The following is an 18,608-nucleotide window of genomic DNA, read 5'->3' as shown; positions in this document are numbered from 1 at the left end:
ACCGACGATGCGGGCGGAAGCACCGGCAGGAGCAGCCCGGTTCGGGTCAGACGGTTCGCGGTGCTGCCGTGCTGGCCCGTGTCACCAGCCGGTTCGGCACCAGGCTGGTACCGGGCTCGACGGGCTGGTTGCGGATCTGTCGCAGCGCGGTCTCGACGCATCTGCGGCCTACTTCGGCGAAGTCCTGATGGATCGTGGTCAGCGGTGGGATGAACGAGGCGCTGTCCGGGATGTCGTCGAAGCCGATCACGCTGATGTCGCGGGGAACGACCCGGTGCTTCTCGTGCAACGCCCGCAGCACGCCGAGGGCCATCTGGTCGTTGCCGGCGAATACCGCGGTGCACGACGCCTCGTCTGCCAGCAGGAGGCCGGCGCGGTAGCCGGATTCGGCCGACCAGTCGCCGCGATACATCGCCGGTACGGGCCGACCCGCCCCTTCGAGCACGCAGCGCCACGCCGTCGACCGACGCCCGGCGGCGAAGGACTCCGGCGGCCCGGCGACGTGCCAGACGGTGTGGTGGCCGAGGTCGAGCAGGTGTTGGACGGCCTGCCGCGCGCCGTCGGCCTGATCGGTGTCCACCACGCTGTAACGGTCGCCGGCATCGGAGTCGACGACCACGACATGCACCCCTGGCGGGAGGACGAACATCGCGGCGTCGAGCAGATGCACCTCCATCACCACTATGACGGCGTCCACCGCCAGCTCGCCCAGTCGGGTGAACGCGCCCAGCACGCCGTGCTGGGTGGGTGTCGCCACGGGCATGAGCGTGATCACGTAACCTGCACGGCTGGCGTGGGTGGCGATCGCTTCGAGCAGCCGACTGTTTCCCGTGGTGGACAGCGTGAAGATGATGACGCCGATGGTGCGGAACTCGCCGTTCTTCAGCGCCCGGGCCGCGCTGTTGGGCCGGTAGCCCAACTGCTGCATCGCCGCGAGAACCTGTTGGCGGGTGGACGCGACAACCCCGGGATGGCCGGTGGAGACGCGGGATACCGTCTGCGCGGAGACCCCGGCCGCCCGGGCCACGTCCGCCATCGACACGCGCCGGTGGCGCCGGGTGATGCCTGACGATCCGGCGAGGGCCCGCGGCACACCGTCCGGCGATGCTGGGATCATCGCTGCGGTGCTCCTTTCGCAGCCCGGCGGGCTGTTGAACGACACGATAAACAGCTATCGGTTCGTGACGCCATCCGAGAAAGACGGTGGAGGGATCCGGAACGCCTCGTTCCGGATCCCTCCGACGTCAGGTTGGTGTCAGCCGCGGGTCCACCGCTGGTTGGCACCTCCGTTGCAGGTCCACATGTTCACCGCTGATCCGTTCGCGGTCGCGTTGTTGGCGACGTCCAGGCACAGCCCGGACTGGACTCCCACCACTGTGTTGTTGGTGAGGGTCCACTGCTGGTTGGCACCGCTGCCGCAGTCCCCGAGGACCACCGTGGCGCCCGGCGTCGTGCTCTGACCGGAGACGCCCAGGCACTTGCCGAGCGACTGCAACTGGCGGGTGGAGGCGTTGTACGTCCACTGCTGGTTGGCCCCGGTGTGGCAGTCCCAGAGCGCCGGCCTGGTCCCGTTTGCGGAGTTGCTGTTCGGCACGTCGAGGCAACGACCCGACTGGGCGCCGATCAGCCTCGCCGTCGTCGTCCCCGTGGACGGGACCGGTGTCGTCGGCACGACGCCGCCCAGGTCGATGGTGCTGTAGGTGACGGAGTTGACGGTGCTGCCGTTGTAGCCGCCACTGAGCACCACCAGGCTATGGCCGTCGGCCAGCGGAACCATGCCGCGGCTGTAGCCGCCGGCGACCTTGGAATCGACACGGGTCCAGGCGTTCGCGGCACCACCCTGGGTGTTGACGAACACGTCGGTTGTGCTTTGCGCACTGACGACGAGGGTGCCGTTGGAGCCGCCGGTGGGAAGCCAGGTGATGTACGGGTTCCAGAAGGCGGTCTGGCCGTCGGTCGACCTCAGGACCTGGCCGGTGACCGAGCCGAACGCCTCGGGGTTGGAGGAGATCTTGTAGTAGACCGCGAGGTTTCCCGCCGGCGAGCCCCCGTACTCGTACGTCATCACGTAGTTGCCGTTCGGCAGCTTCGCAACTGTCGACATGCCGGGCCGGTCGCTCTGCGTGGAGGTCGCCACGTCGTCGACGACGGGGCCCCAGTTGATGCCGTCCGTGCTGACCTGGTGCACCAGCTTCTGGCTGTGGCTGCTGTCTCGCTCGTCGGAGTAGTAGACGATGAGTTTGTTGCCGTTGACCAGGAAGAAGGGTTCCCAGACCGGTCTGCCCGCGCCGTTGGCGATGTTCTTGACGAAGGTCCAGGTCTGCCCTTGGTTCGTGCTGGCGTACATGTCGATCTTGAACCCGGAGCGGTTACTGGGGACGGAGTCGCCGGCGGCCAGGATGGTCCCGGCGGGGAAGTTGCCGATCGCGATGGGCAGTTCGAACAGCTGTGGCTGCCAGCGCATGCCCCAGCCGTTCTGCGTGTCGGCGACTTCCGAGATCTTGGTCCAGGTGTTGCCGGTGTCGGTGCTGCGGTAGATCGGGAAGACGGGCTTGCCGGTGGTGTACTGCTCGAAGGTGGCGAGCATGGTGCCGTTGGCCGACCCACTGTGCTCCAGCCGTATCCCCCTGGGGTAGAGCGTGCCGGGGGCGGGGGTGCCGGGCGGCGGGGTGTACATGGTCTGCGAGGAGCGGGTGATGGCCTCGCTCACCGTGGGGAGGAGGACCGTGCCGACCGCCGCGACCAGGGCGAGCAGCAGTAGCAGGACAAGGAGGGGCAAGGGACGGGAAAGCGGGGCGGCGCCGGATCTGACGCCTGTCTGCTTCGGGAACATGTGCGGCTCCAATAGCGGGGGAACGAGGTTCTCGTCCGGGTCCGCCGCGTCGGGAGTGACCAGGTGGCGGTACGGCGGAGTTCAGGGAACTGTCAGCCGGGCGAGTCGGTGTCCAGCGGCTGGTCGTTGTCCTCGTAGGGTGCATCGCCATCAAGGGGGCACGAGCACCGAGGCGGTGCGCTTGTCCAACTTCCTCATGGAGAGTCTCTCCTCGCAGACGGGTGGGCCAGGGGTCAGGGCGTCTCCCCCGCCGGCCGTCAACGTCGACCACGTCACCCTTGTCGATGTTTACGTAAACATCGACAAGCAGCGCGCCCCCATCCGGATGCCACAGTCGAAGCTGATGTCCGATTTAAGCCCTAAATTGTTTACGCAAACATCGTTCGGCGATGATGTCATCAGCCTTATGGGGCGTCAAGGTGTCAGCCAATGGGAAGGCATCACGACCACCAACGACCGCTGGCGGTCGGTACCGCTGACCGACTTCGGGAGAGATAGACGTTCTGCAGGCCAGGGGCATCGACACACCTGGTCCTCCGGTAGAGGATGGGACGCATGGACGACGCGTACACCGTGGGTGATCCGGACGGCTTCTCCCCGCTGCTGAAGGAGATCCGCGACGCGGTGGCCCGGGAACTGCACGCCCAGCTCGCCCTGCGGGCCGAGCGCATCGACCTGGCCGACGTGCCGGAGGTCGCCTACCAGGTGACCCTGGGCGTCGACCGGGTGCTCACCGGCCGACTCACTCCACCCCGGCGTACGAGTGCAGGCCGGTGAAGAAGAAGTTCACCCCGAACAGGTTCATCAGCACGGTCAGGAAGCCCAGCACCGCGATCCAGGTCGCCACGTTGCGCCGGACGCTGGGCGTGGCGCGGGCGTGCAGGTAGCCGGCGTAGACCACCCAGGAGATGAACGCCCAGGTCTCCTTCGGGTCCCAACCCCAGGCCCGGCCCCAGGCCGCCTCGGCCCAGATCGCGCCCGCGATCACCGCGAACGTGAAGATCGGGAACGAGAAGGCGTGCAGGGCGAAGGTCAGCCGCTCCAGGTCGGCCGCCCCGGGCAGCCGCCGGGCCAACGTGTACGGGAAGCTGCGCCGCCCCTGCTCGTACCCGTTGCGCAGCAGGAACGACACCGCCGGCACCACGCCCAGCAGGAAGATGCCGGAGGAGAAGACGATCGTCGACACGTGGATGATGAACCAGTACGACTGGAGCGCCGGCATCAGCGGCACCACCGGGACGTAGAGCTTCAGCTCGGCGAAGGCCAGCAGCAGCACCATGACCAGGGTGAGGAACAGCCCGAGCCGGCGCAGCGACGGCCGCTTCCAGAGCACCACGAGCCAGGCGGCGGTCCCGATCCAGGTGACCGTCAGCACGAACTCGTACATGTTGCCCCAGGGCATCCGGTCGGCCGCGATGCCCCGGGTGACCAGCGCGCCGAGGTGCAGCGCGGCGGCGAGCACGGTCAGCCCGGCGGCGATCCGCCCGGCCAGCCTGGCCCGTCCCGCCGAACGGCTCGGCCGGGTCGACGGCGGCGTGGTCCCGACGGCGTCGCCCTTCACCGGCGCGTCGGCCCCACCGGCAACCGCGTCGCCGGCCCCGCCGACACCCGCGCCGACCAACTCCCGGGCCGGTGCGACCCGGGCCGACACCGCGCGGACGTTGCCCAGGGCGTACTCGACGGCGTGGCTGATCATCGCGACCAGGTACACCAGGATCGCGAACGTCACCAGCTGGTCGGAGACTGCGGACATCACTCGACTCCCTCTCGCGCCCGCCGGTCGGGCCGCCCGTCGTCGCGAACCGCAGCGACGAGAGACGCGAACTCCTCGGCGAACCCTGGATGATCGGTGCGCGGCAGCCCACCGGCCGACACCAAACTACTACCGCCCGTCGGAGATCCACTGTCGGGGGGCGTCACCCGGAACCAGACCCGCCGACGGCGGCCGAACAGCGAGCCCATCAGCCCGACCAGCAGCACCACGCAGGCGCCCAGCATCAGCTTCTCGCCCGGGTCGTGCCGGACGGACAGGGTGACGTACCGCTTGGTGCCGAGGAACTCCAGCTTGCTGCCGTCGTCCAGGGTCCACGTCTCACCGGGGGTGAGCTTCTTGTTGCCGACCTGCTTGAGCTTGCCGTTGGTCACCTGCCGCTGGTCGAGCTGGTAGACCGAGCCGGGGATGCCGGCGTCCAGCCCCAGGTTGCCCCGGTAGGCGGCCAGCACCACGGCCGGGTTGCGCTCCTCCGGGAACCGCGACGACGCGAACGGCGCGGTGTCCGGGGCGGTCGGCAGGTACAACCCCTCGAAGGCGACCTGCTGGTTGGCGTCCCGCCGGCCGGTCGCCGGGTCGACGTTGGCGTCCGGGAAGGCGGCCACCCCCTCGCTGGTGAGGTTGGCGTCGCCGCTGGTCAGGAACGGCACCGTGCTGGTCTGGCTGCGGCCGTACCGGTCGGTGTACTTCAGGATCGGGGCGTAGCCGTGACCCAGCAGGTAGACGTTGGCCGAGCCGAGCCGCAGCGGCGAGTTGACCGAGAAATCGGCGGTCCGCCGGTCCGAGCCGTCCGGCCGGTCCACGGTCACCGTCGCGCGGTAGCTCTCCGGCAGACCGGTCGGCAGGAACCGGGCGTCGAACCTGTCGAGGGTCAGGCAGAACGACGGCAGGTCGGCGCTGTCCACGCGGGGGCCGAGCTTCGCCTCGGCGTACTGCTGGCGGGTGTTGCAGAAGGCGTTGTCCGCGCCCGTGACCAGCAGGCGGTTGCCGTGCCAGCCGTACCACGAGCCGAGCGCGACGCCGACCAGCACGGCGACCAGCGAGGTGTGGAACAGCAGGTTGCCGGTCTCCTTGAGGTAGCCCTTCTCGGCGGAGACCTCGTTGCCGCGCACCTGCACCCGCCAGCGGCGGCGGCGCAGCACGGCGGCGATGGCCTGCGGATCGGCGGCCCCCGGCGCCTCCAGCACGGTGTGCTGCGGCAGCCGGTCCATCCGCTTGGGCGCGGCCGGCGGCCGGGCCCGCAACGCCCGCACGTGGTCGCGCATCCGGGGCAGGATGCAGCCCACCAGCGAGGTGAACAGCAGCAGGTAGATGGCGGAGAACCAGACCGAGCCGAACACCTCGAATGCGCCGATCCGGTCGAGCTGCGGGGCCAGGTCGGGGTGCTCGACGAAGTACCTGTCGACGTTCTCCGGGTTGACCCCCCGCTGTGGCAGCACCGAGCCGGGAATCGCCGCGACCGCGAGCAGGAACAACAGGATCAACGCGGTACGCATGCTGGTGAGCTGCCGCCAGGAGTTGCGCAGCAGGGCCAGCACCGGATTCGGCCGGCGGCGGGGGGCCTCGGCGGGTGGGCTGGCCGGCCGGTCGTCGACGGTCGTCATCAGATGCTCACCTCGCCGGGGCCCACTGTCGTCTGCAACCAGATCACGAAGCTCTGCCAGCCGCCGGTGACCAGCGCCAGGCCGATCAGGATCAGCAGCACCCCGCCGATCCGGGTCACCCACCGGCTGTTGCGCCGGACCGCCCGGAACACCCCGAGCAGCCGGTGGAAGCCCAACCCGAAGACCACGAACGGCAACCCCAACCCCAGGCAGTACGCCACCGCCAGCACCACGGCCCGGTCGGTCTGCCCACCGGTGGCGGCCATCCCCAGCACCGCACCCAGCGTCGGACCGGTGCACGGCATCCAGCTCAACGCGAACACCGCGCCGAGGACCGGCGCACCGAGCAGCCCGGCGGCGGGCAACCGTCGGATCCGCAGTTCCCGCTGCATCCCCGGGAGCACGCCCAGGTAGCTGAGCCCGAGCAGGACGATCAGCCCGCCGATGACGACCTGGAAGGTGCGCTCGTAGTCGAAGAAGATCCGACCGAACCCGGCGAAGAGGATCGCGGTGGCGGTGAAGACGACGGTGAAGCCGGCGATGAACAACAGCGTGCCGGCCAGCACCCGGCCCTTGACCGCCGCCACCGGCCGGGCCGCCGCCCGCGTCGCCACCGCCACCGTGCCGCCGGGACCGCCGTCGGGAGCCGAACCGCCGTCGGAGGCCGGGCCCTCGCCGGGTGCCGACCCGCCGCCCGGGGCGGGGTCCGCGCCGGTCGGGGTGGTCGGCCGGGCGCGGCCCTCCAGGTCGGTGCCGGCCAGCCCCGTCACGTACGACAGGTAGCCGGGCATCAGCGGCAGCACGCACGGGGACAGGAAGCTGACCAGCCCGGCGAGCGCCGCCGCACCGATGGCCAGCAGCAACGGGCCGGACTGGGCGAGTTCGCGGAACGTCTCGCCCATCAGCGGGAACCGGTCGACGCCGGCTCTTCGGCGGCGATCCGCTCGACGATCGGGCGCAGCCCGTCGGTGGTGACGGCGGCCCTGATCACGGTGGCGATCCGGCCCTGCCGGTCCAGCACGACGGTGGCCGGGATGGTGTTCGGCGGGATGTCCAGCGCCAGCGCCAGCCGGCTGGCCGGGTCGAACAGGCTCGGATACGTCACCCGACCCTCCTCGAAGGCGATCGCCTTGTCCCGGCTGTCCTGCACGTTGATGCCGAGGAAGGTCACCCCGGATGCCTTGGTGGCCTGGTAGGTGGCCTCCAGGTCATCGGCCTCGGCGCGACAGGGCGCGCACCAGGAACCCCAGAAGTTGACCACCACCACCTGGCCCCGGGCCTGGGAGGTGTCGTACCCACCGCCGGTGAGCAGGTCACCGGCGATCTTCGGGGCGGCGGAGCGTTGGTCGGGGGCGCACTCGACGATGCCGCCGTTGTTGGCGCACCGGCTCTCGTCGGTGCCGGAGGAGCAGCCGACCAGCGCCGCCCCGGCGGTGACGGCGGCGAGCAGGACGGCCAACGGCCTCCGGGAACGCATCTCAGGCCCCCTTGGCCGTCCGGGCTGTCGCGGACATGGCGATCAGGTGGGCGGCCGGCTCGGAGTAGCCGATCCCGACCACCTTCGCCCCGTCGAAATGGAAGGAGGTGAGGCTGGCCAGCCCGCACTGCCGGCGGCGCGGATCGTGCCAGAGCCGTTTGCGCTCGACGTAGCGGCGCAGCGTCCAGATGGGAAGCTGGTGGGAGACGATGACCGCCTCCCGTCCCTCGGCGGCCACCCGGGCGGCGTGCAGCCCGGCGAACATCCGCTCGGCGATGGCCCGGTAGGCCTCGCCCCAGCTCGGGGTGACCGGGTCGCGCAGCACCCACCAGTTGCGCGGGTCGCGGAACGAGCCGTCCCCGGGCGAGACCTTCTTGCCCTCGAACCAGTTGGCGCTCTCGATCAGCCGCTCGTCCACCCCGACCGGGAGCCCGAACTGCCCGGCGATCGGCTCTGCGGTCTGCTGGGCGCGTTCCAGCGGGCTGGCCACCACGTGCACGACCTCCCGCTCGGCGACCGCCTGGGCGGCGGCCTTGGCCATCTGCACGCCCAGCTCCGACAGCCGGAAGCCGGGCAGCCGGCCGTAGAGGATCCGGTCCGGGTTGTGCACCTCGCCGTGCCGCAGCACGTGGACGACGGTCTTGCTCATTGGTGTTTACCCCCCGCTGCCTGCCGCTGCCGCTGCTGTCGCCGCGCCGGGCAGGGCGGCGGCGATGTGCTCCAGGGCGGCGTCGTCGAGCGCCGCCGACACGAACCACGACTCGAACGCGCTCGGCGGCAGGTAGACACCCGCGGCGAGCATCGCGTGGAAGAACGCCTTGAACGCGGGCACCTGCTGGGTGCGGGCGCTGTCGTAGTCGACCACGTCGGCGTCGGTGAAGAAGATCGAGAACATGCTGCCCGCGTACGACAGGCGGTGCGGGACCCCGGCGGCGGCCAGCGCGTCGGCGGCGAGCTTGCCCACGACGGCGGCCGTGTCGTCGAGCCGGCGGTAGAGGGCGTCGTCGGCCAGCCGCAGGGTGGCCAGGCCGGCGGCGCAGGCCAGCGGGTTACCGGAGAGGGTGCCGGCCTGGTAGACCGGGCCGGCCGGGGCGAGCCGGGACATGATCTCCGTGCGCCCGCCGAAGGCCGCGGCGGGCAGCCCGCCCCCCATCACCTTGCCGTACGTCCACAGGTCGGCGTCGGACGGGTCGAGGCCGTGCCAGCCGGCGCGGGAGACCCGGAACCCGGTCATCACCTCGTCGACGATGAGCAGCGCGCCGTGGGCGTGGGCGATCGCGGCGAGCCGGGAGTTGAAGCCGTCGCGGGGGGCGACCACGCCCATGTTGCCGGCGGCGGCCTCGGTGATGACCGCCGCGATGTGCGGACCCTGCGCGGCGAACGCCGCCTCGACGGCGGTGATGTCGTTGTAGGGCAGCACGATGGTGTCGCCGGCCGCCGCGCCGGTGACCCCGGGAGAGTCGGGTAGGCCGAGGGTGGCGACACCGGAGCCGGCGGCGGCGAGCAGCCCGTCGGAGTGGCCGTGGTAGCAGCCGGCGAACTTGATGATCTTGGATCGGCCGGTGAACCCCCGGGCCAGCCGGATCGCCGACATGGTCGCCTCGGTGCCCGAGTTGACCAGCCGGACCTGCTCGACCGGGGTGCGCTCGACGATCTCGGCGGCCAACTCCACCTCACCCGGGGTGGGGGTGCCGAAGCTGGTGCCGAGGGTGGCGGCCTCCCGCACCGCCTCGACCACCTCGGGGTGGGCGTGGCCCAGGATCAGCGGCCCCCACGAGCAGACCAGGTCGACGTAGCGTCGCCCGTCGGCGTCGTACAGCCAGGGACCCTCCCCCCGGACCATGAAGCGCGGGGTGCCACCGACGGCACGGAACGCGCGCACAGGGGAGTTGACCCCGCCGGGCACGATGGCCTGGGCGCGGTCGAACAGGGCCTCGGAGGCCGGTGCGTCGGCCGGGTAGCGGCCGGTCCCGGCGGAAAAGGTATCGGTCACGATGCGGCCCATTGTGTCAGCGCCGGGCGGGGAATCCGCAGCCACCCCGGGGCCGGGTTACCCGGCTCACCCCACCGGAGCCGGTGGGGCGGATCTGCCGCTCGCCCGGTGATCGGCACGGCGGATCGTCTCGCCGGGCCAGGTTGGTGGGATCGCGATAGGCTGACGGCGTGGATCGTGCCGAGCTGTCCATCACGGTACACCGGACTGGCGACGAAGTGGTGTTGCGCCTGGCCGGTGAGATCGACATGCTCACCGCCGCCCAACTGTCGACCGTCGTGAACGAGGTGCTCGCCGAGCCTCCGCCGCGCATCGTGCTCGACCTGGCCGGGGTGACCTTCTGCGACTCGCAGGGGCTCGGCACGCTGGTCGTGCTCAGTCGCAAGGCCAGCCACTCCCAGTGCCTGTTGATCCTGAGCAACGTGGGCGACTTCCTGCTGCGCGTCCTCGACATCACCGGCCTGCGTTCCGCCCTGATGATCCGTAACGAGACCCCCTCCGGCTGACCGGTCGGGCCCGCCCCGGCAAGGGCCCGCCGGCCGACGCGTCGTGGCGCGGCCGGCCAGCCGGGAGATGTCGTGCCGTCAGCCGACCGGGATGTCGCGGCGGCGGAAGGACGCGAAGCCGACCGCGCAGAACACCCCGGCCAGCACGGTCAGGGCCAGCAGCGGAATGACGCTCCAGCCGGCGCGCAACACCTGTGGGGTGTGGGTGAACGGCGACAGGTCCAGCAGCCACTGGCTCAGCTCCAGCACCGCGCCGAGCTGACCGAGCAGCACCACCACCGCGAGCACCGCCCAGGCCGCCGGGGAGAGGCGGGGCAACAGGCCATACAGCAGCACCGCCAGGCCGGCGAGCACCCAGGCCGCCGGCACCTGCGCCAGGCCGGCACCGAGCATCCGGGGCAGCTGCCCCGGCACGTCACCGATGCTGAGCCCGTAGGTCAGGCCGGCCGCCAGCCCGACCAACGCCAGCACCACCACCGGCCCCAGCAGGACGAACACCAGGTGTGAGGCGAGCCAGGTCGACCGGTGCACCCCGGTGGCCAGCACCGGCTCGGCCCGCCCGGCGGCCTCCTCCGACCGCATCCGCAACGCCGCCTGGACGCCGTAGCCGGCGGCGGCCAGCCCGGCCACCCCCAACGACACCCCCAGGTACGCCTCGGCCAGCCCCGACGCGCCACCCAGCCGGGCCATCACCTGCTCCAACGCGGCGTTGCCGGCGACCGAGCGGCCGGCCGCCTCGGCCGCGCCACCGACGACCGACCCGAGCAGGAGGAAGCCCACCGACCAGCCCAGCAGTGGCCCCCGGTGCAGCCGCCAAGCCAACCCGAACGGCCCGGACAGCACCCGCCCGGCCCGCACCGGACCCGGCCGCGACGGCAGCACGCCGGCCCCGAGGTCCCGCCGCACCGATACCGGGTACGCCACCACGGCCAGCAGCACGGTCAGCGCGACCGGCAGGGCCAGCACCCACCAGCGCTCCCCCGCGTAGGCGCGGATGCGTGCGGCCCAACCCAGCGGGGACAGCCAACTCGGCCACCCGTGCTCGGAGGTGTCCCCGACCAGCCGGAGCGTGAACGCCACCCCGAGCACCCCGACGGCGATCCCGCGCGCCCCACCGGCGGTCTGGGTGAGCTGGGCGGCCAACCCGCCCACCGTGGCGAAGACCACCCCCACCAGCGCCGCCGACAGCCCGTACGCCAGCGAGCCGGTCGCCGGCAGCCCGGTGGCGGCCAGCCCGGCGGCGGTGAGCAGGCCGAGCAGCAGGCTGGCCGCGTACGTCACCAGCAGTGCGGCGGTGAGCCCGGCGTACCGGCCGAGGACGGTCGCGCCGAGTAGTTCCCGTCGACCGGCCTCCTCCTCGGTGCGGGTGTGCCGGATGACGGTGAGCAGGGCGGCCAGCCCGACGATCACCTGGAGGAAGCCACCGCGCTGGGCGGTCAACGCGCCGACGCTGTCGCCGTAGACCGGGCCGAGCAGGGCCACCACCGACGGGTTGCGGGCGGTGCCGGTGACGTACGCGGCCCGCTCGGCGGCGGTGGGGAACAGCGCGAAGAAGCTGCCCGCGTAGGACACCGGCAGGACGGTCAGCAGCAGCACCCAGAGCGGCAGGACGATCCGGTCCCGGCGCAGGATCAGCCGGGCCAGGTGACCGGTGCCGGTGAGGGTGCTCATCGCCGTACCCCCGTCGGCTGGTCGCTGCCCGGCGCGGTGCTGTCGGGCGCGGTGTTGCCCGGCGCGGTGCTGCCCGGCGCGGTGCTGTCGGGCGCGGTGCTGTCGGGCGCGGTGCTGCCCGACGCGGTCGAGACCGGGGTGTCGGGGGCCGGGGTCTCGTAGTGGCGCAGGAACAGCTCCTCCAGCGTCGGCGGCTGGCTGACCAGGCTGCGTACGCCGATCTCGGTGAGCCGGCGCAGCGCGGTGTCCAGCGCGACGGTGTCGACGGCGAAGCGGACCCGGTCGCCGTCTACCCGCAGGTCGTGCACGCCGGGCAGGTCGGCCAGGCCGTCCACCGGGCCGGCCAGTTCGGCGTCGATCGCGGTGCGGTGCAGGTGACGCAGCTCGGTCAGGGTGCCGGTCTCGACGTGGCGGCCGTTGCGGATGATCGTCACCCGGTCGCAGAGCGCCTCCACCTCGGCCAGGATGTGGCTGGACAGCAGCACGGTGCGGCCGTCGCGGCGGGCCCGGTCGATCCAGTGCTGGAACACCTCCTCCATCAGCGGGTCCAGCCCGGAGGTGGGCTCGTCGAGGATGAGCAGTTCGACGTCGGAGGCGAGCGCGGCGACCAGGCCGACCTTCTGCCGGTTGCCCTTGGAGTAGGTGCGCCCCTTCTTGCGGGGGTCCAGCTCGAACGACGCGAGCAGCTCGGCGCGGCGCTTCGGGTCGAGCCCGCCGCGCATCCGCCCGAGCAGGTCGATCACCTCGCCGCCGGAGAGCTGGGGCCAGAGGGTGACGTCGCCCGGCACGTACGCCAGGCGGCGGTGCAGCGTGACGGCGTCGCGCCACGGGTCACCGTCGAGCAGTCGGACGGCCCCCGCGTCCGCCCGCAGCAGCCCGAGCAGGACCCGGATGGCGGTCGACTTGCCGGCGCCGTTCGGGCCGAGGAAGCCGTGCACCTCACCGGCCCGGACGTTCAGGTCGAGCCCGTCGAGGGCCCGGGTGCGGCCGAAGGTCTTCACCAGGCCGGTCACCGCTATCGGGGTTTCCATAATTCAGAAGCTACACTCGTTTCACAAAGTTGTGAAGTTTCTGTCCGGTGCGGCACCATCGCCTGAACCGTCCCGAGCCCGAGGAGCAGCGTCCGATGCCTGACGACCGTCAACCCGGCCACGACGACGAGGTCCACCTCTTCGTCGAACGGATGGCGATGGCCTTCGCGGACGTCGGCTTCCCCCGGATGTCCGCCCGGGTCCTGTTCGCCGTGATGAGCGCCGACGGCCCGCTGACCGCCGCCCAGATCGGCGAGCGGCTCGGCGTCAGCGCGGCAGCCGTATCCGGCGCGGTACGCCACCTGACCCAGGTCAGCATGCTGGTCCGCGAACCGGTCCCGCGCTCGCGCCGGGACCACTACCGGCTGCCCGACAACCCCTGGTACGAGGGCACCATCACCAAGACCGGCCTCTACAAGAACTTCATCGACATCGCCGACGCGGGCGTCACCGCACTGGGCGGCACCGCCACCCCGGGCGGCGAACGGGTGGCCGAGATGCGGGACTTCTTCTATTTCATCCAGGAGGAACTCGACTCGCTCGGCGAGCGCTGGCGGGCCCGCCGCGCCGCCAGCGGCACACCCGCCCACTGAGCACGCCGCCACCCGACCGCACGCCCGCCCCCCGGCCGGGCCGGCACCCGCCTGGTCACGCCCGGTGCACGCCGCCGGTCAGGCGGTGTTGCCCCAGCGGGCCTGCTCCAGAATGTCCAGGGCACGCTGCCGGGCCTCCGGGTCGTCCTCGACCCGCAGCAGGGTGGCCGCCGCGTCCACCGCGTCGGTGAGCACCCGCCACTGGGCGTCACGCTCACGCACCACGTCGGACTGCGCCGCCAACTGCCGGGTCTTCACCCACAGCTCCACGAACACCGACACCTTCGCCCGCAACACCCACGGGTCGAACGGCTTGGTCAGGTAGTCCACCGCCCCGACCGCATAGCCGCGCAGCGCCAACTGGGCGTCCTTGTCGGCGGCGGTGAGGAAGATGATCGGCACGTGCCGGGTCCGCTCCCGGCGCTTGATGTGACTGGCCGTCTCGAAGCCGTCCATGTCGGGCATCTGGGCGTCCAGCAGGATGACCGCGAAGTCGTCCACCAGCAGTTGCTTCAGCGCCGCCTCACCGCTCTCCACGGCCACCGACTGCACCGGGAGCCCCTGGAGGATCGCCTCCAGGGCCATCAGGTTCTCCCGACGGTCGTCGACCAGCAGCGCCTTGGCAGTCTGGGTCACGAATTCTCCTTGTCTCGGCTGCCACTGATCCAGGACGCCATCCGCTCGATCAGCCCGTCCAGGTCCACCGGCTTGGTGATGTAGTCGCTACCCCCGGCCGCCAGCGCCGACTCCCGGTCACCGGGCATCGCCTTCGCGGTGAGGAAGACGATCGGCAGGTCCGCGAAGCGGTGGTTCCGGCGGATCTGCCGGGTCGTCTCGTAACCGTCCTGGTCGGGCATCATGGCGTCCATCAGCACGATGTCCACCTCCGGATGCTCGGCCAGCACGCGAACCCCGTCCGCGCCGTTGTCCGAGTACAGCACGGTCATCCCGTGCAGTTCCAACGCGCTGGTCAACGCGAACACGTTGCGTACGTCGTCGTCGACGATCAGTACCGTCGCGCCGTCCAACTGCCGGGTGGCCGGGGCCTCCGGCGCGGCCAGCAACTCCACCGGCGGCATCAGCAGCGACGCCGGCAGGCCCGCGCGCTCCGGCGACGGTGACTGCGGCGCCACCACCGCGTCCGGCGCCAGCACATCCGGTACGAAGAGGGTGAACGTCGAACCCTGCCCCGGCGCGGAGGTCACGGTGATCGTGCCGCCGATCAGCCGGGCCAGGTCCCGACTGATCGACAGGCCCAGCCCGGTGCCGCCGTACCGCCGGCTGGTGGTGCCGTCGGCCTGCTGGAACGCCTCGAAGATGATGCTCAGCTTGTCGTCGGAGATGCCGATGCCGGTGTCGATCACGGTGAAGGCGATCACCTGGCGGGCGTTGGTCAACGCCGGCACGTCGAAGACCGCGTTCTCCGCCGCCGGGGCGATCCGCAGGGTGACCGCGCCGTTGTCGGTGAACTTCACCGCGTTGGAGAGCATGTTGCGCAGGATCTGCTGCAACCGTTGGGCGTCGGTCACCAGGGCCGGCGGCAGTTCCTTGGCCACCCGCACCTGGAAGTCGAGGTTCTTGTCCTCCGCCTGCGGGGCGAACGCCTGCTCCACGTAGTTGCGGATCTCGGCGAACCGGATCTCCGTCGGCTCGACGTCCATCCGACCCGCCTCGATCTTGGACAGGTCCAGGATGTCGTCGATCAGGCGCAGCAGGTCCGAGCCCGAGCCGTGGATCGTCCGGGCGAACTCGATCTGCTTCGGGGTGAGGTTGCGCTCCGAGTTCTCCACCAGCAACCGGGCCAGCAGCAGCAGCGAGTTCAGCGGGGTACGCAGCTCGTGGCTCATGTTCGCCAGGAACTCCGACTTGTACGCCGACGCCCGGGTGAGCTGCTGCGCCTTCTCCTCCAGGCCGAGCCGGGCCAGCTCGATCTCCCGGTTCTTGGTCTCGATGTTGCCCTTCTGCTCACTGAGCAGCTTCGCCTTGTCCTCCAACTCGGCGTTGGTGCGCTGCAACTCCGCCGACTGGTCCTGCAACTCCAACGCCAGCCGCTGCGACTGGGCCAGCAACTCCTCCGTACGCCGGTTGGCCTGGATGGTGTTGACCGCGACACCGATGGTGAGCACCAGCCGCTCCAGGAACGCCAGGTGCAGCTCCGAGAAGCGGGCCACGCTGGCGAACTCGATCACCCCGAGCAGCTCCCCCTCGAACAGGATCGGCAGCACCACCAGGTCGGACGGGAGCGTCTCGGCCAGCCCCGACCGCAGGGTGATCCGCCCGTCGGGCAGCGCGTTGAGCCGGATCGTCCGGCGGGAGAGCGCCGCCTGACCGACCAGCCCCTCACCGGGCCCGAACGTGACGTCGTGCCCCCGCGCCACATACCCGTACGACGCGGTCAGCCGCAGCCGCATCACCCCGTCGGAGGTGTCCGCCAGGAAGAACGCGCCGAGCTGCGCGTCGACCAGCGGGGTCACCTCCATCATGATCATGCGGCAGACCTCGCCCAGGTCCCGCTGGCCCTGGAGCAGGCCACCGATGCGGGCCAGGTTGGAGTCGAGCCAGCCCTGCTCGGCGTTCTTCTTGGTCGTCTCCCGCAGGGTGACGATCATCTGGTTGATGTTGTCCTTCAGCTCGGCGACCTCGCCCTGCGCCTTGACCGCGATCCGCTGGGTGAGGTCGCCCCGGGTCACCGAGGTGGAGACCTGGGAGATCGCCCGGAGCTGGGTGGTCAGGGTCGAGGCGAGCTGGTTCACGTTCTCGGTGAGGTCCCGCCAGGTGCCGCTCACGCCCTTGACCTGGGCCTGACCGCCGAGCTTGCCCTCGATGCCGACCTCGCGACCCACCCGGGTCACCTCGTCGGCGAACGAGCTGAGCTGGTCCACCATCGTGTTGACCGTGTTCTTCAGCTCCAGGATCTCGCCCTGCGCGTCCACCGTGATCTTCTGACCGAGGTCGCCCTTGGCCACCGCCGTGGTCACCGAGGCGATGTTGCGCACCTGGGACGTCAGGTTGGACGCCATCGAGTTCACGTTGTCGGTGAGATCGCGCCAGGTGCCCGAGACACCCTTCACCTGCGCCTGACCGCCCAGCTTGCCCTCGGTGCCGACCTCCCGGGCCACCCGGGTCACCTCGTCGGCGAACGAGCTGAGCTGGTCCACCATCGTGTTGACCGTGTTCTTCAGCTCCAGGATCTCACCCTGCGCGTCCACCGTGATCTTCTGCGACAGGTCACCCTTCGCCACCGCCGTGGAGACCTGCGCGATGTTACGCACCTGACTGGTCAGGTTCGACGCCATCGAGTTCACGTTGTCGGTGAGATCCCGCCAGGTGCCGGCGACCCCGCGTACCTGGGCCTGACCGCCGAGCTTGCCCTCGGTGCCCACCTCCCGGGCCACCCGGGTCACCTCGTCGGCGAACGACGACAGCTGATCCACCATCGTGTTGACCGTGGACTTCAGCTCCAGGATCTCACCCCGGGCATCCACGGTGATCTTCTGCGACAGGTCACCCTTCGCCACCGCCGTGGTCACCGAGGCGATGTTGCGCACCTGGGACGTCAGGTTGGACGCCATCGAGTTCACGTTGTCGGTGAGATCGCGCCAGGTGCCCGAGACACCCTTCACCTGTGCCTGCCCGCCCAGCTTGCCCTCGGTGCCCACCTCGCGGGCCACCCGGGTCACCTCGTCGGCGAACGACGACAACTGGTCGACCATCGTGTTGACGGTGTTCTTCAGCTCCAGGATCTCGCCCTGCGCGTCCACGGTGATCTTCTGCGACAGGTCACCCTTCGCCACCGCCGTGGAGACCTGGGAGATGTTGCGGACCTGGCTGGTCAGGTTGCCGGCGAGCTGGTTGACGTTCTCCGTCAGGTCCCGCCAGGTGCCGGAGACCCCGCGTACCTGGGCCTGACCGCCCAACTTGCCCTCGATGCCCACCTCCCGGGCCACCCGGGTCACCTCGTCGGCAAACGAGCTGAGCTGGTCCACCATCGTGTTCACGGTGTCCTTCAGCTCCAGGATCTCGCCCTGCGCCGCCACGGTGATCTTCTGGCTCAGGTCACCCCGGGCCACCGCCGTCGAGACCTGCGCGATGTTACGCACCTGAGAGGTCAGGTTCGACGCCATCGAGTTGACGCTGTCGGTGAGGTCCTTCCAGGTGCCCGCGACGTTCGGCACGTCGGCCTGCCCACCGAGCTTGCCCTCGGTGCCCACCTCCCGCGCCACCCGGGTCACCTGCTCGGCGAACAGGCGCAGCGTGTCGGTCAGCGAGTTCATCGTGTCGGCCAGCTCGGCGACCTCGCCGCGCGCCCCGACCGTGATCTTCTGCGACAGGTCACCCCGGGCCACCGCCGTCGCCACCTGCGAGATCGACCGCACCTGGCCGGTCAGGTTCGACGCCATGGTGTTCACCGAGTCGGTGAGGTCCTTCCAGGTGCCGGCGACACCCCGCACGTCCGCCTGACCACCCAACTTGCCCTCGGTGCCCACCTCCCGGGCCACCCGGGTCACCTCGTTGGAGAACGACGAGAGCTGCCCGACCATCGTGTTGACCGTCCGGCCGATCCGCAGGTACTCACCGCGCAGCGGGCGACCGTCGATCTCCAACTCCATGTGCTGGGAGAGGTCACCGTCGGCCACCGCCATGATCACCCGGGCGATCTCGGTGGTCGGTCGACCCAGGTCGTCGATCAGCGAGTTGACCGCCCGCTGGCCCTCCGCCCAGGAGCCGTCCAGGCCCTCCTCGTCGAGGCGCTCGGTCAGCCGGCCGTCCCGGCCCACCACCCGACTGATCCGGCGCAGGTCCAGGTGCTGCCGTTCCTGGAGCGACACCACCTCGTTGAAGGCGTCCGCCACCTCACCAGCCGCACCCGCGCGCCGGGGCAGCCGTACCTTGAAGTCACCCCGGCCGACCCGCCGCAGCGCCTCCGACAGCTCACCGAGGAGCGCGTCATGCTCGGAAGCGGACACGTCCGCCGTCACCGACTGTTTCGCGGTCATCTTTCCTCGCTCAGCTCGGAGGGTCCCCGGCGTGCCGACACGCCGACTTTCCCTCATTGTGCCCGCGTCCGGACCCGGGCAGCGGACACGACGTGCCCGACATGTCCCTGCCGGTGCCACCACCGCCCCGAC

The 18,608-nt window shown here is 70.8% G+C and carries 15 protein-coding genes and 1 pseudogene; 4 read left to right on the top strand and 12 right to left on the bottom strand.

Annotated features, from left to right (window positions below):
- Positions 1 to 46 precede the first annotated feature (46 nt).
- Both ACQP2H_RS01800 and ACQP2H_RS01795 read right to left on the bottom strand, forming a co-directional pair.
- Positions 47 to 1,162: a LacI family DNA-binding transcriptional regulator gene (locus tag ACQP2H_RS01800; RefSeq protein ID WP_357532955.1), complete on the bottom strand. Its 1,116-nt coding sequence runs from the start codon at positions 1,160 to 1,162 to the stop codon at positions 47 to 49.
- Between the two features lie 93 nt (positions 1,163 to 1,255).
- Positions 1,256 to 2,779 carry a ricin-type beta-trefoil lectin domain protein gene (locus tag ACQP2H_RS01795; protein ID WP_433230662.1) on the bottom strand — a complete coding sequence of 508 codons (1,524 nt, stop codon included), beginning with the start codon at positions 2,777 to 2,779 and terminating at the stop codon, positions 1,256 to 1,258.
- A gap of 609 nt (positions 2,780 to 3,388) precedes the next feature.
- On the opposite strand from ACQP2H_RS01795, the gene ACQP2H_RS01790 reads away from it, so the two are divergent.
- Positions 3,389 to 3,610 carry a hypothetical protein gene (locus tag ACQP2H_RS01790; protein ID WP_219470581.1) on the top strand — a complete coding sequence of 74 codons (222 nt, stop codon included), beginning with the start codon at positions 3,389 to 3,391 and terminating at the stop codon, positions 3,608 to 3,610.
- Here ACQP2H_RS01790 and ccsB read toward each other — a convergent pair.
- From ccsB to hemL, 6 genes are read right to left on the bottom strand one after another with little or no spacing between them, the layout of a single operon-like run.
- Complete coding sequence (gene ccsB / locus ACQP2H_RS01785; RefSeq protein WP_219465791.1) at positions 3,576 to 4,586, bottom strand: c-type cytochrome biogenesis protein CcsB; 1,011 nt, start codon at positions 4,584 to 4,586, stop codon at positions 3,576 to 3,578. The genes ACQP2H_RS01790 and ccsB overlap by 35 nt on opposite strands.
- Positions 4,586 to 6,208: a cytochrome c biogenesis protein ResB gene (gene resB / locus ACQP2H_RS01780; protein WP_363818136.1), complete on the bottom strand. Its 1,623-nt coding sequence runs from the start codon at positions 6,206 to 6,208 to the stop codon at positions 4,586 to 4,588. Before resB ends, ccsB begins: the two co-directional genes overlap by 1 nt.
- The gene (locus ACQP2H_RS01775) at positions 6,208 to 7,110 is read right to left on the bottom strand and encodes a cytochrome c biogenesis CcdA family protein (RefSeq protein WP_219465788.1); all 903 of its coding nucleotides are present in this window, start codon (positions 7,108 to 7,110) and stop codon (positions 6,208 to 6,210) included. Before ACQP2H_RS01775 ends, resB begins: the two co-directional genes overlap by 1 nt.
- Positions 7,110 to 7,685, bottom strand: coding sequence for a TlpA family protein disulfide reductase (locus tag ACQP2H_RS01770; RefSeq protein WP_357532946.1), 576 nt, complete (start codon positions 7,683 to 7,685; stop codon positions 7,110 to 7,112). Before ACQP2H_RS01770 ends, ACQP2H_RS01775 begins: the two co-directional genes overlap by 1 nt.
- A gap of 1 nt (position 7,686) precedes the next feature.
- Positions 7,687 to 8,334, bottom strand: coding sequence for a histidine phosphatase family protein (locus ACQP2H_RS01765; protein WP_208565456.1), 648 nt, complete (start codon positions 8,332 to 8,334; stop codon positions 7,687 to 7,689).
- A 6-nt stretch (positions 8,335 to 8,340) separates the two neighbouring features.
- A complete protein-coding gene (gene hemL, locus ACQP2H_RS01760; protein ID WP_357532944.1) occupies positions 8,341 to 9,678 on the bottom strand; it encodes a glutamate-1-semialdehyde 2,1-aminomutase in 1,338 nt (445 codons plus the stop codon).
- A gap of 170 nt (positions 9,679 to 9,848) precedes the next feature.
- On the opposite strand from hemL, the gene ACQP2H_RS01755 reads away from it, so the two are divergent.
- A complete protein-coding gene (locus ACQP2H_RS01755) occupies positions 9,849 to 10,184 on the top strand; it encodes an STAS domain-containing protein (protein WP_208565454.1) in 336 nt (111 codons plus the stop codon).
- A gap of 78 nt (positions 10,185 to 10,262) precedes the next feature.
- Here the strand turns inward: ACQP2H_RS01755 and ACQP2H_RS01750 are convergent, their stop codons facing one another.
- A complete protein-coding gene (locus ACQP2H_RS01750; RefSeq protein WP_363818126.1) occupies positions 10,263 to 11,624 on the bottom strand; it encodes an ABC transporter permease in 1,362 nt (453 codons plus the stop codon).
- On the opposite strand from ACQP2H_RS01750, the pseudogene ACQP2H_RS01745 reads away from it, so the two are divergent.
- Positions 11,553 to 11,933: pseudogene (locus tag ACQP2H_RS01745) on the top strand (hypothetical protein); the annotation flags it as partial. The gene ACQP2H_RS01750 and the pseudogene ACQP2H_RS01745 sit on opposite strands and share 72 nt — an antisense overlap.
- On the opposite strand, the gene ACQP2H_RS01740 reads toward ACQP2H_RS01745, so the two are convergent.
- Positions 11,852 to 12,886, bottom strand: a complete 1,035-nt coding sequence (locus tag ACQP2H_RS01740) for an ABC transporter ATP-binding protein (RefSeq protein WP_363818123.1) — start codon at positions 12,884 to 12,886, stop codon at positions 11,852 to 11,854. The pseudogene ACQP2H_RS01745 and the gene ACQP2H_RS01740 overlap by 82 nt on opposite strands.
- A 95-nt stretch (positions 12,887 to 12,981) precedes the next feature.
- Between ACQP2H_RS01740 and ACQP2H_RS01735 the strand changes: the two genes are divergently transcribed.
- Positions 12,982 to 13,479: a GbsR/MarR family transcriptional regulator gene (locus ACQP2H_RS01735; protein WP_219465770.1), complete on the top strand. Its 498-nt coding sequence runs from the start codon at positions 12,982 to 12,984 to the stop codon at positions 13,477 to 13,479.
- 78 nt (positions 13,480 to 13,557) lie between these two features.
- Here the strand turns inward: ACQP2H_RS01735 and ACQP2H_RS01730 are convergent, their stop codons facing one another.
- Complete coding sequence (locus ACQP2H_RS01730) at positions 13,558 to 14,115, bottom strand: response regulator (RefSeq protein WP_208565450.1); 558 nt, start codon at positions 14,113 to 14,115, stop codon at positions 13,558 to 13,560.
- Positions 14,112 to 18,476 (bottom strand): HAMP domain-containing protein, encoded by a 4,365-nt coding sequence (locus tag ACQP2H_RS01725; protein ID WP_219465767.1) that lies wholly within the window; start codon positions 18,474 to 18,476, stop codon positions 14,112 to 14,114. The genes ACQP2H_RS01730 and ACQP2H_RS01725 overlap by 4 nt, the downstream gene beginning before the upstream one ends.
- Positions 18,477 to 18,608: the final 132 nt, after the last annotated feature.

This window comes from Micromonospora sp. CA-248260 (assembly GCF_050942205.1).
In the GTDB taxonomy this organism is placed as follows: domain Bacteria; phylum Actinomycetota; class Actinomycetes; order Mycobacteriales; family Micromonosporaceae; genus Micromonospora; species Micromonospora antibiotica.
The sequence above is the reverse complement of the archived record's forward strand: the minus strand, read 5'-3'. Positions and strand labels throughout refer to the sequence as shown.